The sequence below is a fragment of the Streptosporangium sp. NPDC051023 genome (genome assembly GCF_040689595.1).
Classification (GTDB): domain Bacteria; phylum Actinomycetota; class Actinomycetes; order Streptosporangiales; family Streptosporangiaceae; genus Streptosporangium.
Genome location: NZ_JBFBCE010000025.1, coordinates 34,460 through 50,479, shown reverse-complemented (window position 1 = coordinate 50,479; position 16,020 = coordinate 34,460). Strand labels below are relative to the sequence as shown.

General features: G+C 70.8%; 13 protein-coding genes. 5 read left to right on the top strand and 8 right to left on the bottom strand.

What is annotated here, in order from left to right; all coding sequences use genetic code 11:
• Positions 1 to 27: 27 nt before the first annotated feature.
• From AB0395_RS18375 to AB0395_RS18365, 3 genes are all read right to left on the bottom strand, one after another.
• On the bottom strand, positions 28 to 1,830 hold the full coding sequence (locus tag AB0395_RS18375) for a long-chain fatty acid--CoA ligase (RefSeq protein ID WP_366281974.1): 1,803 nt from the start codon (positions 1,828 to 1,830) through the stop codon (positions 28 to 30).
• A gap of 123 nt (positions 1,831 to 1,953) precedes the next feature.
• Complete coding sequence (locus tag AB0395_RS18370; RefSeq protein ID WP_366281972.1) at positions 1,954 to 3,147, bottom strand: helix-turn-helix domain-containing protein; 1,194 nt, start codon at positions 3,145 to 3,147, stop codon at positions 1,954 to 1,956.
• A 133-nt stretch (positions 3,148 to 3,280) separates the two neighbouring features.
• On the bottom strand, positions 3,281 to 4,447 hold the full coding sequence (locus AB0395_RS18365) for an NAD(P)/FAD-dependent oxidoreductase (protein ID WP_366281970.1): 1,167 nt from the start codon (positions 4,445 to 4,447) through the stop codon (positions 3,281 to 3,283).
• Positions 4,448 to 4,618: 171 nt separating this feature from the next.
• On the opposite strand from AB0395_RS18365, the gene AB0395_RS18360 reads away from it, so the two are divergent.
• Positions 4,619 to 5,356: a TetR/AcrR family transcriptional regulator C-terminal domain-containing protein gene (locus AB0395_RS18360; protein ID WP_366281969.1), complete on the top strand. Its 738-nt coding sequence runs from the start codon at positions 4,619 to 4,621 to the stop codon at positions 5,354 to 5,356.
• Between the two features lie 45 nt (positions 5,357 to 5,401).
• On the opposite strand, the gene AB0395_RS18355 is transcribed toward AB0395_RS18360, so the two are convergent.
• The 4 genes from AB0395_RS18355 to AB0395_RS18340 form a co-directional block, all read right to left on the bottom strand.
• Complete coding sequence (locus AB0395_RS18355) at positions 5,402 to 6,157, bottom strand: SRPBCC domain-containing protein (protein WP_366281967.1); 756 nt, start codon at positions 6,155 to 6,157, stop codon at positions 5,402 to 5,404.
• 2 nt (positions 6,158 to 6,159) lie between these two features.
• A complete protein-coding gene (locus tag AB0395_RS18350) occupies positions 6,160 to 6,813 on the bottom strand; it encodes a helix-turn-helix domain-containing protein (RefSeq protein WP_366281965.1) in 654 nt (217 codons plus the stop codon).
• A gap of 191 nt (positions 6,814 to 7,004) precedes the next feature.
• Positions 7,005 to 8,267 carry an MFS transporter gene (locus tag AB0395_RS18345; protein ID WP_366281963.1) on the bottom strand — a complete coding sequence of 421 codons (1,263 nt, stop codon included), beginning with the start codon at positions 8,265 to 8,267 and terminating at the stop codon, positions 7,005 to 7,007.
• 208 nt (positions 8,268 to 8,475) lie between these two features.
• Complete coding sequence (locus tag AB0395_RS18340) at positions 8,476 to 9,183, bottom strand: hypothetical protein (protein WP_366281962.1); 708 nt, start codon at positions 9,181 to 9,183, stop codon at positions 8,476 to 8,478.
• Positions 9,184 to 9,259: 76 nt separating this feature from the next.
• Here AB0395_RS18340 and AB0395_RS18335 point away from each other — a divergent pair, with 76 nt between their 5' ends.
• The gene (locus AB0395_RS18335; protein ID WP_366281960.1) at positions 9,260 to 10,144 is read left to right on the top strand and encodes a LysR family transcriptional regulator; all 885 of its coding nucleotides are present in this window, start codon (positions 9,260 to 9,262) and stop codon (positions 10,142 to 10,144) included.
• Here AB0395_RS18335 and AB0395_RS18330 read toward each other — a convergent pair.
• On the bottom strand, positions 10,087 to 11,442 hold the full coding sequence (locus tag AB0395_RS18330) for a serine hydrolase domain-containing protein (protein WP_366281957.1): 1,356 nt from the start codon (positions 11,440 to 11,442) through the stop codon (positions 10,087 to 10,089). The genes AB0395_RS18335 and AB0395_RS18330 overlap by 58 nt on opposite strands.
• 267 nt (positions 11,443 to 11,709) lie before the next feature.
• Here AB0395_RS18330 and AB0395_RS18325 point away from each other — a divergent pair, with 267 nt between their 5' ends.
• From AB0395_RS18325 to AB0395_RS18315, 3 genes are all read left to right on the top strand, one after another.
• On the top strand, positions 11,710 to 12,642 hold the full coding sequence (locus AB0395_RS18325) for a DUF5996 family protein (protein WP_366281955.1): 933 nt from the start codon (positions 11,710 to 11,712) through the stop codon (positions 12,640 to 12,642).
• Positions 12,643 to 12,901: 259 nt separating this feature from the next.
• On the top strand, positions 12,902 to 13,645 hold the full coding sequence (locus AB0395_RS18320) for a hypothetical protein (RefSeq protein WP_366281953.1): 744 nt from the start codon (positions 12,902 to 12,904) through the stop codon (positions 13,643 to 13,645).
• Positions 13,646 to 13,772: 127 nt separating this feature from the next.
• On the top strand, positions 13,773 to 16,016 hold the full coding sequence (locus tag AB0395_RS18315) for an ATP-dependent RecD-like DNA helicase (RefSeq protein ID WP_366281951.1): 2,244 nt from the start codon (positions 13,773 to 13,775) through the stop codon (positions 16,014 to 16,016).
• Positions 16,017 to 16,020 lie beyond the last annotated feature (4 nt).

Genomic DNA, 16,020 nt, shown 5'->3' with positions numbered 1-16,020 from the left:
CCCGATGCCCGGTAGTCCTGCTCACGGTCACTCCGTGACCTGGGCGTACAGGGCGTCGATCTGATCGGCGTATTTGGCGGTGATGGCCTTGCGGCGGGTCTTGAGGGTGGGGGTGAGCTCCTCGCCGCCCGGGCTCCAGTAGACGTCCAGCAGATGGTGCCGTTTGATCTGCTCGACCCGCGACAGCCGCCGGTTTCCCTCGGCGACGGCGTCGGCGACCCGCTCCCGCACCCGCTGGTCGGCGGCCAGGGTGGCCGGGTGGGCGTCGGGCAGGCCGAGGTCGGCGGCCAGGCGAGCCGCGGCATCGGGTTCGAGGGTGATCAGGGCGGTGGTGTAGGGGCGGCCGTCGGCGATGGCCACCATCGGGCCGATGAGCGGGTCGGCGGTGGCGACGGCCAGTTCGATCGCGATCGGCGACAGATTCTTGCCGGCCGCGTTGATCAGCAGTTCCTTCTTGCGGTCGACGATCCGCACATATCCATCGGCGTCGATCTGCGCGATGTCCCCGGTGTTCAGCCAGCCGTCGTCGGTGAACGCGCGGGCGGTCTCCTCGGGCAGGTTCCGATACCCGGCCGTCACCACGGTCCCGCGCACCTGCAGCTCACCGTCGTCTGCCAGCCGGACCTCCAGACCCGGGATCGGCTGCCCGACGCTGCCCAGCCGCTGCCGGCCTGGCGGGTTGACCAGGCCCATGCCGGCGACCTCCGACATGCCCCAGCCCTCGCAGATCTCCAGGCCCAGCGCCATGACCCACTCCAGTACCCCTGGATCCACCGGGGCCGCGCCGCACATGGCCAGGCGCACTCGCCCCAGGCCCGCCATACGGCGCAACGGCCCCAGCACCCGTGCCTCCGCCTCCCAGCGCGCCACGATCAGGTCCGCCGGGATCTGTTCCCCGCGCAGCCGGGCCGCGACCATGCCGCGGGCGAGGTCGAACGCCCGCGTGATCTCAGCGGCCCGTCCGGGATCGGCGTCGGCCGCCACCTGCTGTTCCACCCCCGCTTTGATCTTCTCCCACACGCGGGGGACCGCACCGAGAACCGTGGGGCGGACCTCGCGCAGCACACCGGGCAACTGCCGCATGTCGGCCACGAAAACCACCTCGCCGCCATGTACGGCGGGCGCGTAGTGGCAGAACACACGGTCGGCGATGTGCGCGGTCGGCAGGAAGGAGATCGACGTGTCGTCCCCGCGTATCGTCCACACCGCGGTCGTCGCCGCGACCTGCGCGAGGATCTGACGGTGCGTCAGCGTCACGCCCTTGGACGGCCCGGTGGTCCCGGAGGTGTAGATCAGCGTGGCCACGTCGTCAGGGCCGACCGCCCGCCACGAGCCCTCGAAGTCGAACTCCGCCTCACCACGGGCCAGCAATCCCTCCCAGGTCAGCGGGCCGTCCGGAGCCTCGTCCAGGACCACCAGCCGGTCGGAGGGGACACCTGCCTCGGCCAGGACACCGAGGTGGCGGGCTTCGCACACGACCAGCCGTGGATCGGCGTCGCCCAGCACGTGCGCCAGCTGCCCGACGGCCAGAGTCCGGTACACCGAGAACGGCGTGGCCCCCAGATGCAGCGCGGCCATGTCGCACAGGGAGATCTCGGGCCGGTTGGCCGCCATCAACGCCACCACATCGCCCCGCCGTATCCCGGAGGCGGCCAGCCCCGCGGCGGCCCGCCGTACGGTCTGCCCATAGGCGGCCCAGTCGACGGTGAGCGTTCCGTCTGAGCTGCGCAGTGCCACCGCGGCCGGATCCATGATCGTGACGGTGCGTTGGAACGCCTCGCACACCGTCGCAGGAGCGGAGCAAACGGCGGAGGTGACGGGGTCGGGCATGGCGGCTCCAAGCGGCTGGAAGATGCGCGGCACCTGTCGGTGCTGTGCCCCAAGGCTGCTCTCGCCACCTGCGGAACGGCTATTGGCAGAGTGCCGAAAGAATCAGACGGCGATTCGGGGAATTCACGAATTCGGGGCGGGGCTGCCGGCGGCGATCTCGACCGCTGTGCGGGAGATCGTCAGCCCGGACACGGTTCGCACGTCGGTTCCGGTGAGGTCCTGCCAGCGCTCCAGCCGGTAGGACAGCGTGTTGGGATGCACGTTCAGTCGGCGAGCCGCAGCCGAAACCGACAGTCCCCGGTCGGCGAACGCGCCGACCGCCTCGGCCAGGTGCGGATACTCCCGCGCGATGGTCACCGCCGGGGCCAGCAGCGGCTCCAGCCGCTCACCCGCGGACGCCGTGATCACCAGTGGCCAAAGGACCGCGAACCGCCACAGCCCGGCCCGGCCGGCCGCCAGCGCCGCGGCCGCGCGGGCGTCCGTCAAGCTCTCCCGCGCCGCGTACGGACCGGTGCGTCTCAGCCCGACCGCCACCGACGTCAGATCGGCCTCGCCCAGCACCGCCGCGACCGCCTCCTCGTCGGCACCGTGGCCCAACACCAGCAGCGCCGTCGTCACCTGTCCGACGGCGAAGGCACCCGGCAGCAGACCCAGCCCGGCCTGTATCCGGGCCTGTACCTCCCCGGTCGCCGCGCCGATCGGCGCCCACCAGCACTGGAGACCGGCGCCGGGGTCCAGACCCGCCTGCTCGGCCGCCAACCGCAACTCCTCGGCATCCCCGGTCGCCCCCGGAACCGAGGCGAGGTTCACCAGCCGCTGGCGGGCTGCCGCCGTCAGCACCCGTCGTCCCGCGACCGCGTCGTGGTGGCCGGCCGAGATCGCCGTGGTGATCTCCAGCATCCAGCCCAGCGAGGCCTCCGAGGCCTCCAGCAGGATCTCCGAGACGCCTTGCTCGGCGGCCCGGTCGGCCATGTCCCGCCAGAGCGTCCGGTATCCCACGTAGAACCCGGTGATCACATCCTCGACCGCGATCCCCTGCGCCGCCCGCCGCGCACCGTGCCTCCGCGCGGCCGCCAGTTCACCTGGACCGGCCGGACCCCCCGACTCCGTCGCCGTCAGCCAGCCGACCATGAACTCCCACACGGTCGCCACGAGATCGGCCACCGTCGGTCCGTGCTGCCGATAGTGCGGAGTCGACGCCACGATTTCCTCGGCCGCCCGCGTCGACAACGACACCCTCCTGGCGATGGTCTGGGAGCACAACTCCGCGAGCACACCCGCCTTGTGTCCAGCCCAGCGCTCCCGTTCACCGCTCATGACCCTGCCTCCGTACCCTCGTGCATCCGATCACCGCCTGCATGCTTAGCGCTAACTCTTGCGGAAACAGGCGTTGATCGGCGGATCTGCGCAGGAGAGGCCGAGAGCGTCATCTCGGACGCCTCGTGGTTGTTCAGCTCCCCGAGGAATTGAGCCTGTCGTAGAAGCGGGGCGCGCCCTCGGGCGCGTCGGGGGCGAAGAGGACGCCGAGTGCCTCCGCGCAGAACCTGGCGGCCTTGGCCGAGCGCGGAAGCATGACACTCTCGTAAGCGCGAACGGCCTCGTCGACGCCGGTCTCGGTGACGAGCGCCTCCGCCAGGTCGGCGCCGTCGAGCATGGCGAGATTGGCGCCCACGCCGAAGGGCGGCATCAGATGGGCGGCGTCGCCCAGCAGGGTGACGCCGGGGACGTGCTCCCAGGTGTGCGAGACGGGCAGTGTGAACAGGGACCGGTTGGCGAACCCGCCGTCGTTGTCCCGCAACAGGTTCAGCAGGCTCTCGTCCCAGCCGTCGAACATCGTCAGCAGACACGCCCGTACGGCCGCCGCGTCATCGAGGTCAAGGCCGGCGGTCACGTGCCAGTTCTCCGGGCCGCGGAACGCGGCGTAGACGCGGATGTGGCCGTTGCTGTTGCGCTGGGCGGACAGGGTCCTGTTGTCGCCGTAAACCGCCATGGTGCCGTCGCCGACCAGTCGCGCGAGGCCGGTGTGACGCGTGTCGACGTCATCGAAGCCGATCTCGACGAAGGTGACGCCGGTGTAGGCGGGGGTGGCGTCCGACAGAGCGGGGCGGACCCGTGACCAGGCGCCGTCGGCACCGACGACCAGGTCGAAGTCCTCCGTGCCGCCGTCGGCGAAGAGCAGGCGGCACGTGCCGTCGCCGAGTGGGGTGGCCCTGTCGACGGTGCGGCCCCACCGGACGGTGCCCGCGGTGAGCGACTCCAGGATCAGGCCGCGTAACTGGCCCCGGTCGATCTCCGGCTGGTCGTCGTCACCGTCGGCGGGCCGCCAGTGGCGCAGAACGGCGGCGGTGTGGTCCAGCAGGCGAACTTCCTGGCCCTCCGGGCGGGCGAGAGCGCGGAACCGGTCGAGCAGGCCCGCTCTGCGCAGGGCGATCTGCCCGGAGCTGGCGTGCATGTCGAGGGTGCCGCCCTGCGGGCGGGCGTCGGGAGACGCCTCGCGTTCGAAGACGGTGACGGAGCGGCCGTTGATCTGCAGGACGCGGGCGAGGATCAGGCCGCCGAGACCGGCTCCGACGACGGCGATGCGAGGGGGGCGAAGGGTGCGAGGGGGAATGCTCATGGGCTTCTGCTTTCTGTCCGTTTTCTGGCCGTGCGCTGGGAACGCGCTGCGGGTCCGAGGACGCTCGGGAGTCCAGTCAACTGCAATACACTGTATTTGTAAATACAGTGTATTGCGCAACGCGATGTACTGTTGGCCCTGGATGTGGAGACCGACGGAGGACGAGGCACGATGGCGGTACGACGAGATGCCGGCGACGGCGAACCGACGCTCGTCTGGGAGCGGCCCGAGCCGCCGAGCCGACCGGCGCCGAGCCCGCTGAGCAGGGAATGGATCGTCCGTGCCGCGATCGAGCTCGCCGACGCCGACGGACTCGAAGCGGTGTCCCTGCGCAAGGTCGCCGCCGCGCTCGACGCGGGGCCGATGCGGCTGTACGGCTACCTGTCCACCAAGGCGGAGCTGCTGGACCTGATGGTGGACGCGGTGTACGGCGAGATCGTCCCGCTTGAACCGGTCGCTGAGGAATGGCGCGCGGCCCTGCGCTTCCTCGCGCATCGCGTGAGGCGGGCCGCGCTGAGGCACGAGTGGTTCGCGGACCTGCTCGGTGGCCGGCCGCATCTCGGCCCCAACGCGCTGGCCTTCCTCGAGGCGTCACTGGCCGCGCTGGACGGCGCCCCCGGATTCGACGACATCGACGCCGTGCTGCGAGCCACCGGCACGGTGGACGCCTATGTGATCGGCGCGATCAGGGGCGAGATCACCGAGCTGCGCGCCGAACGGTCCAGCGGCATGAGCGGGCTGCAGTGGCAGATCGCCTCCGGCCCCTACCTCAGCCGGATGCTGGCCACCGGCCGCTATCCCACGCTGGCCAAGTTCGTCCGTGACGGTACCCATCCCGACGCGGACACCGCCTTCGACATCGGCCTCGGCCACGTCCTCGACGGCATCGCCGTACGGCTCGCCCCCTGAGCGCTCCGGCCGGGCGGCGGACGACCGCCCGGCGGACGGCGCCCGCTAGCCGAACAGCCCGGTGAGCCAGCCCTGCCAGGCCTGCTCGGCCTTCTCCTCGTCGACGCCGTCGGAGAAGAGATGATGTGCCAGGAACACCGCGTCCCCCCGCAGCGGCCCGGAGTGGACGAACCGATACAGCCCGTCGCCGGTGCGCACCCCCAGGAAGGAGGGCAGGTTCGCGTAGTCGACCACGCCGTCGATCGGCGCGAGCCCGTCCGGGGTGAAGCTCACCCGGTCGCCCTCGGTGACCGTCCCGGCCAGCCCGAGCGCGTCCTTGATCGCTTCCCACGCGCGTTCCTGGCCCGCGGCCTGGAGCCTCATCGTCGAGACGGACTTCCCGGTCCGGCCGGGGAAGTGAGCGAGGTAGGCGCCCAGGGTGTGGAGGTACAGGTCCCAGCCGGACTTCATGGCCTCGTACTCGGTCTCCCAGTCGCCGCTCAGGAAGCCGTTCTGCACCAGCCTGAGCACGGTGCTTGCCTGATCACGCCCCTCGATGAGCCATTCGATCGCCATGAACGACCCGTCATCGCCCTCGCCGGTGCGATACGCGAACTGTTTCAACGGCTCCCAGGCGGTGACGGTGGCCTCCTCGGTGTGACCGCCGACGGTCAGCCTCGTCGAGCCGCCCTCGCCGGGCTCGATCTCGCTGCGTCCCATGAACCAGGAGTCGATTCCCGGGCCGGTGGCGATGGCCTGCCAGACCTGCTCGGGGGTCGCGTCGAGTTCGATCTCTTTGCGTACCTCGAATTCGCGGCCCAACTTCACTGCTCCTTCGGTTCGGGGCCGGCCGGATGTGGCCCGCCCGCTTCGGTGACCTCGGTGATTTGGGGGGTCTGGGGGGTGACGCTGGGGTGGACGGCGACGATGACGCGGTGGTCGCGGCCGCCCGGGGCGCTCTCGTCGTGGTACTTGCCGATGAGCGTGCCGATGGCGGCGGTGAGCTCTTCGGCGAAGGCCGCGCGGTGAGCGGCCGAGGCGAAGCGGATGCGGCCGTCGATGGTGAGGGTGGACAGGTGTTTGCGGGCCTGGGCCGCACCGCCGATGAGCTCGCCGACCTCGCGGACGAGGCGGGCGGCGACGGCCAGGAGCCAGCGGGCGGACAGACCGTCAGGGGCGCGGGCGGGATCGGGCTGGACCGTGGCCAGGGCGAGGGGGGAGATGACATAGGAGGCCGCGGTCGCCTGCAGCAGCCGTTCGGTCACGTTGCCCTTGCGACGTTCCTCGACCAGCTCGATCAAGCCGTGCCGCTCCAGGGTGTGTAGATGGTAGTTGACCTTCTGCCGAGGCAGGCCGAGCCGGGTGGCCAGCATCGTCGCCGAGGCCGGCTCGGACAGTGCGGCCAGCAGTCGCGCGCGCACCGGATCCAGGGACACCTCGGCCGCCGCCGGATCCTCGATCACCGCCACTTCCAACATGCCCCAACCCTCTCACCGACAATATTTATTGTCAATAACGGCGAGGTTGTCGGTCAGCCGGGAGGTTCGGACTCATACCCGGAAAACAAAAGCCGGCTCGACGGGGGCGCCAGGGCTCACCATCCGCCTCCGAACGAGTACGGCTCCGCGGCGTGGCGTCGCCGCGGGCGTACAGGCGGTGGCCTCAGCCTTCAGGCCGCGCGACCCGGCCGCCCGGGGTCGGGCCCGCGTACCGGAGTGAAGAGCGCGGCCACCGCGATCAGCAGGCAGGCGGCGCCGGTGAGCAGGAAGACCGTGGTGGCCCCGTACCGCCCCGCCGCCCAGGTGAGCGCGGCGGCCCCGACCGGGCCCATGGAGAAGTGGATGGTCCAGAACGCGGAGGTGACGCGGCCGAGAAGGTGGTCCGGGGTCACCTCCTGACGCAGCGACATCGAGCAGATCCCGGCCACGCTGACGCAGGCGAGGTAGACGGCCATCAGGGCGGTGAGCATCGGGACACCTCCCTGCAGGCCGATGCCGGCTATGGCGAGCCCGCTCACCGCCAGGGCGCCGATCCACGAGGGGCCGAACCCCAGTCTCCGGCGGATGGGCGCGACCAGCAGGGATCCGCCAACCGTACCGGCCGCCGCGACCGCGAGGACCGTGCCGACCGTGCCGTCGGAGCCGCCGAGATCGTGCTTGAGGTGGTAGATCAGGACGTCGGTCAGGCCGAGTGTCAGGAAGATGAAGAAGGAAAGCAACACGGTCAGGGTGCGTAGCACCGGGTGCCGCCAGAGGAAGACCGCACCCGCAAGCAACTCCCGCCACGCCCCCTGGCGAGCCGGGACGGCCTCCTCCTCGCCGTGAGCCTGCTCGCCGAACCGGATGAGCCAGACGCCCAGCGCGGAGGCCGCGAAGCTCACCGCGTTGATGGCGATCGCCGCGGTCGGGCCCAGCCGCTCGGAGACCAGGCCCGCCAGCAGCGGACCGGCGATCCCGGCCGCCGCCGAGGTGGCGTAGAGCAGGCCGTTGGCCTCGGTGATGCGCTCACCGCGCACGAGGTTGCGCACCGCGGTCACGTAGGTGACCTGGAAGACCATCCCGACGGCCTCGCTGATCGGCAGCACCACGTACAGCAGCCAGACCTGCGGGCCGAACGACCAGGCCAGCGGGATGAGGCCGTACAACACCATTCGGGCGAGGTCGCACCAGATCAGCAGGAGCCGCCGGTCGAAGCGGTCGGCCAGCGCTCCGGCGAAGAGGCCCGCGAGGACCGAGGCCGCGCCCGCGACGCCCGTCAGCAGGCCCATCTGCGCGACCGAGCCGGTCACGTGCAGGACCAGCAGCGGGATGGCGATGTAGGCGAAGGAGTCTCCGGAGACGGAGAGCGTCTGGGCGCCCCAGAAGACGACGAAGTCGCGGTCCCGCCACAGCGCGCGTGCGGGTGTGTCCGTTGTTTCCCCCGTTTCTGCCACGTTCCCAACATCACCGACGACGGGCGCCGTCCACATCCGCCGTCAGGAGGACATCGCCTCCGCAGGCGTGAATTAGGATGCCGATCCTGCGCGTACGGCCCGGCCCGGCCCGGCCCGGCGCGGGTGCCCGGCGCCGGGCGCCGGGTGACCGTGCGGCGGCGGGCCGACCGCCTGGCGAGAGACGGCCGGGTGATCCTTCCGCTGTGGGTCAGCGGAGCGCCAGGCCCTTCACGGCTCGGCTGACGGCGGCGGAGGCGAACGCCGAGATGATCGGATGCGGCCTGCTGCCGTCCCCGGACAACTCGGGTTGGAAGAGCGTGGCCAGGAAGAACGGATGGTCCGGCAGTTCGAGGATCCGCGGGGTGCCGGTCCCGCCGTGCCCGGTGAAGCGCAGCCCGCCCGCCTCGAGCACGGGCAGGTAGCCGGTGTTGAGGCCGAAGTTGCAGGAGTACCTCTCCACGGTTTCGGTGCCGCCGACGATCTTCTCGGCCAGCGATCCCGGCGTCAGCCGTACCGCCTCCTCGTGGCCCGCGAGCGAGCAGGCCAGCGGCGTCAGCAGGAGGTCGGTCGCGTCCGGGTCGTTCTCCGCGTGCGCGACGGACAGGCCGAGGACGTTGCGGGCGTACTCCAGCAGCGTGTGCTGGAAACCTCCGCAGGTGCCGAGGAACGGGATGCCGTGCTCACGGGCGGTGCGGGCGGCGTTCACCGCGCCCGCCTCGCTGCGGTACGGGCTGCCCGGCACCATCCAGATCCCGTCGAACCCCTCCAGCTCCTGGGCCTCCGTCGTGGGGATCCAGTAGGCGTCCAGGATGAGCCCGTCGCGCTCGCGCAGCCCCTGGAGGAGGGCGGGGACGCGTGTGTGGGCCTGGACCGTGGGGGACCTGTCGCCAACCAGGGCGACTCTCGCAGTAGTCATGCCCTCATCCTCGTGGCGCCTTCCGGGTAAGCGCCAACGATGATTACTGCTAGCTGGATAAGAGATACTGATGCATGTGGACCCGCATCTGCTGCGTACGTTCGTGACCGTCGTCCACTGGCGGTCCTTCTCCGCGGCCGCGGAAGAACTCGGATACACCCAGTCGGCGGTCTCCCAGCAGGTCGCCGCGCTCGAGGCCGACCTGGGACTGGCGTTGCTGCACCGCCGCCCGGTGCGGCCGACCCCGGCGGGGGAGCGCCTGCTGGAGCACGCGGGCCCGTTGCTGCTGCGCCACCGGGCGGCCCGCGCCGACGTGTTGCGCGCCGCTGCGGGGCCGGTCGAGCGGCTGACCGTGGCCGCCTCCCCGCTGGCGTGCACCCCGGCGATCGCACGCGGCCTGGCGCTGAGCGGCTCCGCGCTGACCCTGCGCACCGTTGGACGCGAGAGCGTCGCCGAGCAGGTCGCGACAGGTATGGCCGACCTGGGGCTCGTCGACGGGATCGCCGCCCCCAGCGACCCGTTGCGGCTGCCGGACGTGGGGGCGCCGGTCAGGGTGGGCGTGGCCGAGGAGGAACTGGTCGTGGTCCTGCCGGACGGCCATCCGCTGGCCCGCAGGCGCTGGCTCGCGCTGGCCGACCTGGCAGACGCGCTGTGGTTGCAGGCGCGGGCCGCCGTCCCCGTCGAGCGGTTACGCGAGCTCGCGGGGGCGGGCGGGTTCCGCGTCGGGTTCGGTTACGACGGCGAGGACGTGCACACCGTGGTGAATCTGGCCGCCGCAGGGCACGGGCTGGCGCTGCTGCCCGCGTCGGTGACGGCCGGGGTGCCGCTGACCGAGCCGCGCGTGGTGCATCGGGTCGAGGTGCTGCACGGCGCGGCGTCCGGCCAGGCCGCCGCGCTCGCAGCTCAGCTCCGCCAGCCGCCCTCGTCGACCCCGCCGGGAACCCCGGCCGCGGGGTCGTAGGGGGTGCGGGTGAAGATGAAGGTGTTGAGGTCGAGGTGGCTGACCGAGCCGTCGGCTCCGCGGACGAGGCTCAGTCGCTCACCGGCGTAGTAGCCGTCCAGGCCGAGCCAGGTGCCGTCCGCCTGGGCGACGAACCTCGAGGCCCGCCCGGCGGCGCCGATCGGGGTGAGCGACAGCCCGCGGTCGGGCAGCAGCCGCAGCGCGTACGCACTCGGCCCCCAGTACCACGGCCCCGTCAGCTCCAGCAGACCGGGGTCGGCTGCCACGGGCTTCCATTCGGCGGGCAGGCGCGGCTCGTGCTCGTCCAGGATGGCCAGCAGCTCGGTCAGCAGTGTACGGCTCATGCCCGAGGTCGTGTTGGCCATGAACAGCACACCCACCCTGTCGGACGGGTCGGCCCACACCGTGGAGAGGAAGCCCGGCATGGAGCCGCTGTGTCCCGCCAGGCGGCGCCCGCCCGCGCGGGCGAGCTGCAGGCCGAGGCCGAAGCCGCCGGTCCACGCGTCGCCGTCGTCCACGATCGCGGGCTCGCGCATCTCGGCGACCGTCGCCGGGTCCAGGACGCCTCCGGTGTCTCCTGCGACGAACGCCGCCCACCGGACGAGGTCGTTCGTGGTCGACCAGAACTGCCCGGCGGGAGCCATGGCGACCGCGTCGTGCTCAGGCTCGGGCAGTAGCACATCCGCCCACGGGTGCACCGCGTAGCCGGTGGCGTGCGGGGCGCGCGGGCGGGTGGTCGTCCCGAGCATGCCCAGCGGCTCCAGCACCTCCTCCTGCACCGCCTGTGCCCAGCTCACCCCCCGTTGCCTGGCGACCAGCTCGCCCAGCAGGGCGAAGCCGAGGTTGGAGTAGTGGAAGCGGCGTCCCGGCCGATGCCGGGAGGTCTCCGGGCCGAGCAGGCCGATGAGCTCCTCGACCGGCATGCCCGGGGTCCGCTCCCACCACTGCCCCGGGGGCTCGGCGGTCAGTCCTGCGGTGTGCGAGAGCAACTGGGCGATGGTCACCTCGTCGACGGGGGTGCCGGGGACGTGCTTGCCGATCGGGTCGAGCAGATCGACCCGGCCCTCGTCACGCAGCCGCATGACCACGGCCGCGACCATGCTCTTGGTGATCGAGCCGATCCGGTACTGGGTGGTCTCCGTCGGGGGCGCGCCCTCGACCCGGCCGCGTGAGCCGAACCAGGCGAGCCGCCCGTCGCGCACGATGGCCGCCGTCAGAGAGGGCAACCGCGACTCGGCCTGCTCGACCGCGATCCTGCGCAGCAGCGCGCGAGCCGTACTCTCCAGAACCGGCGACATCAGATGATCCCTCCCCGACACGACATGTGTGCTCAGGCTAGTGCCGTGGGAGCCTCGTGAGCATCTTTGGCGCAATCGTAGCCCGGTCATGGGCACGTGCTCGGTTGTCCCGCGGCGGGGTCTCCGTCGGGCACCTCCCATCGAATGATCGCTATAAGTCATGATATGACTACTTTTAGTGCGAAAAGCTGGAGTGGGTGTGATCTGGCCCGCGGGGAGTGCGGGCCGGAGGCCGCGATGCCCGGGGTGCCGATTGAGGAGGCAGTGATGGAGTGGTTTCCCGCCATACCGCTTGAGGAGTGGATCGGTACGAAGGAGACCGTGCACCGGTTCGCCCAGATTGTCGGCAAAGTGCGGCTTGCCGTGAGCACCCGCCGCAACCACTGGTGGAACGTGCCCTTCCACCTGACCGGGCGAGGCATCACCACCCGTCCGTCCGGAGGCTTTGGCGACGTCCCGATCTTCACCGTCGACTTCGACTTCGTCGGCCATCAGCTGATCGTCAACCGGCTGGACGGGCGCGGTGTGACGTTCGGCCTGATCGGTCATTCGGTCGCCTCCTTCCATCGGACCCTGTTCGAGGTGCTGGGGGAGTTGGGCATCGAGGTGGAGATCGAGGCGGAGCCGTTCGGGCTCGCCGACGGCACGCCGTTCGCCCAGGACACCAAGCACGCCGACTACGACCCGGCGCTGGTGAACCGCTACTGGCAGGTCCTGTCCCAGGTGAACCTGGTGCTGGAACGCTTCGCCGCGGGGTTCTGTGGCAAGGTCAGTCCGGTTCACCATTTTTGGCACACCTTCGACATCGCCATGACCCGTTTCTCCGGCCGCTCGGCCGGTCCTCAGCCCCAGGCGGACCCGGTCACCAGGGAGGCCTACTCCCGTGAGGTGATCAGCAGCGGGTTCTGGTTCGGCGACGACGCGATGCCCTGGCCAGCCTTTTACTCCTACACGGCCCCGGAGCCCGCCGGTCTCGCCGAGGAGCCGCTGCGTCCCGCGCAGGCGGCCTGGCTGCCGCAGCGGGGCAGTCACCTAGCCGTCCTGCGTTACGACGACGCGCGTGCTCACGACGACCCCGTCGCCACCGTGCTCGACTTCTTCGACAGCGCCTACCAGGCGGGGGCCAGGAGGGCGGCCTGGGAATCGGCGCTGCTCGTGAGTCCGCCGGGGGTCACTGACGCGCTGCTGGAGGAGCGGTGACGTGACGCGTGCCGCTTCACGCGGGTCTGCGGGAAGCGGATCGCTCGAAGATCGGCTGATGTGCCGTCGTACTGGGCATGACCAGTCATGTGACCCACGATCGCCAAGAATCATTACTCTTTGCGATCAATCCGACACGTACCGTTTGGAGGGGGGTGGCAGGGCCTCGGCGTGACGGGCCCGGTTGCCCCACCTCCGCGGGTTCGGCGGCTCACATCGAGTACGGGGGCCTCGGGGCCGTGAAAAAGGGGGAAGTGCGGTGCGTAGCCGACACCACATCATGACCGCAAGCATGCTGTGCCTGGCGCTGGCCACGGCCTGCGGGAACGTCGCGTCGATCGGCATGGCCCGGGCGCCCTCGACCGAGACGCCCGCGGGGACGCCGTCGGGAACGTCAACGGGGACATCAACGGGGACATCAACGGGGACGCAGAGCGGGACGCCGACGAAGGCCGCCGTGCCCGAGGGTTTCAACCGGGTAGGCAGCCCCGCCAACGGGCTCACCGTCGCCGTTCCCAAGGACTGGGTCGCGCTCGACCTCACCAAGGGCGACCTCGACCAGACCCTGAAACAGAGCGGCCTGTCCGGCCAGGCGCTAGAGCAGGCCAAGCGGAGCCTGCGCCCCCTGGTGGCCAACAAGGCGATCTGGGCCTCAGACCGCGCCTCGGCCGCGACCTCGCCCAACAAGTTCGCCACCAACCTCAACGGCTTCTGCCAGGACAGCCCAAGCACTCCACCCCCGGTGAACCGGATGATCACCGACATCAGGGGCCAGCTCGAGCAGCTCGGGGCCAAGATCTCCGAGGCCGGGGAGGTGCGGCTCGACAGCGGCAAGGCGGCGATACGGGTGGTGTACACGCTGCCGTCCCGCGGGATCCAGATCAGGGGAACGCAGTACTACGTCCAAGCTCCCGGCAAGACCTGCATTGTCACGCTCAGCACTGACAAGGACGGCCAGCAGGCGTTGTTCGACCAGATCGGCAGGACGACCCAGCTCATCTGAGCGGCCTGCTCCCTGGGCGCGCCGGGCGCCCGCAGGAGGCGAATCCTCTGGGCGGGCGGCTCGGCGCGGTCACGGGGGGTGGCCTGCCCGGGGCAAAACGTCGCGCTTCTGCGGCAGAATACTCGGCATGACCACCCCTCCGGCAGAGCGTGCTCCGGGTGCCGTCCTCGAGGCCGTGCTCGAACGGATCACCTACGCCAACGAGGAGACCGGCTACACCATCGCCAGGGTGGCCACGGAGCGATCGGGCAGCGAGCTGCTGACCGTGGTCGGGCCGCTGCTGGGCGCCCAGCCGGGAGAGTCGCTGCGGCTGACCGGGCGGTGGGGCTCCCATCCGCGCTACGGCAGGCAATTCGAGGTGTGGTCCTACACCACCGTGCTGCCCGCGACCGTGCAGGGCATCCAGCGCTACCTGGGCTCCGGGCTGATCAAGGGCATCGGGCCGAAGATGGCCGAGCGGATCGTCGACCACTTCGGGGTCGACACCCTGGAGATCATCGAGACCGTGCCCGAGCGGCTGGTCGAGGTTCCCGGGCTCGGTCCGAAGCGGACCAAGATGATCGCCGTCGCGTGGGAGGAGCAGAAGGTCATCAAAGAAGTGATGATCTTCCTGCAGGGGGTCGGGGTTTCCACCTCCATTGCGGTGCGGATCTTCAAGCAGTACGGCGACGCCTCCATCACGGTGGTCAAGAGCGAGCCGTACCGGCTGGCCGATGACGTGTGGGGGATCGGCTTCAAGACCGCGGACACCATCGCCCAGGCCGTCGGCATCCCGCACGACAGTCCCGAGCGGGTCAAGGCGGGCCTGCGTTACACCCTGTCCCAGGCCGCGGACGACGGCCACTGCTACCTTCCCGCGCCCAACCTCGTCGGCGACGCGGTCAAGATCCTGGAGGTCCCGGCCGAGCTGACCGCCCAGTGCCTGGAGGAACTCGTCGCGGAGGAGGGCGTGGTCCGTGAGGAGGTGCCCGCCGGTGACAGCACCGTTCCCGCGGTATACCTGGTTCCCTTCCACCGTGCCGAGCTGTCGCTGGCGGGCGCGTTGCGCGGGCTGCTGCACTCGGGGCACGATCGGCTCGGCGCCTTCAGGTCCGTCGACTGGGACGTGGCCCTCGAGTGGCTGCGCAAGCAGACCAACGCCGAGCTCGCCGCGGAACAGGCCCAGGCCGTACGGCTCGCGCTGAGCGAGAAGGTCGCGGTGCTGACCGGCGGGCCCGGCTGCGGCAAGAGCTTCACCGTGCGTTCCATCGTCACCCTGGCCCGGGCGAAGAAGGCCAAGGTGATCCTGGCCGCGCCGACCGGCAGAGCCGCCAAGAGGCTCTCGGAGCTGACCGGCCACGAGGCGACCACCGTGCACCGGCTGCTGCAGCTGCGTCCCGGCGGGGACGCCACCTTTGACCGTGACAACCCCCTGGACGCCGACCTGGTCGTCGTCGACGAGTCCTCAATGCTGGACCTGCTGCTGGCGAACAAGCTGGTCAAGGCCGTCGCCCCGGGCACCCACCTGCTGTTCGTCGGGGACGTCGACCAGCTGCCCTCCGTCGGCGCCGGCGAGGTGCTGCGCGACCTGCTGGCCGCAGAGGAGGAGATCCCCCGCGTACGGCTGACGCACATCTTCCGCCAGGCCCAGGAGTCGGGCGTGGTCACCAACGCCCACCGGGTCAACACCGGCCTGTCCCCGGCGCTGGAAGGCATGACCGACTTCTTCCTCTTCCCCTGTGACGAGCCCGAGGAGATCGCGGCGCTGACGGTGGACGTGGTGGCCAACCGGATCCCGCGCAAGTTCGGCCTCAACCCGCGCAGGGACGTGCAGGTGCTGGCGCCGATGCATCGGGGTGCGGCGGGGGCCGGCAACCTCAACACCGCGCTACAGGAGGCGCTGACCCCTTCGCGGGAGGGCATGCCGGAGCGCCGTTACGGCGGGCGCGTCTTCCGGGTCGGCGACAAGGTCACCCAGCTGCGCAACAACTACGACAAGGGCGCGGCGGGGGTGTTCAACGGCACCGTGGGCCTGGTGGTCGACATCAAGCCGGACGACCACAAGTTGACTGTGCTGACCGACGAGGACGAGAACGTCGAGTACGCCTTCGACGAGCTCGACGAGCTGGCCCACGCCTACGCGGTGTCCATCCACCGCTCCCAGGGCAGCGAGTATCCAGCGGTGGTCATCCCGCTGGCGACCAGCGCGTGGATGATGCTGCAGCGCAACCTGCTCTACACCGCGATCACCAGGGCCAAGAAGCTCGTCGTCATCGTCGGTTCGCGCAGGGCGCTCGCGCAGGCGGTGCGGACCCGTGGCGCAGGGCGCCGCCACACCAGCCTCACCCACCGGCTGCGCTCGTCCGGCCATGAGCCGATGGCCGCCCGATGACACA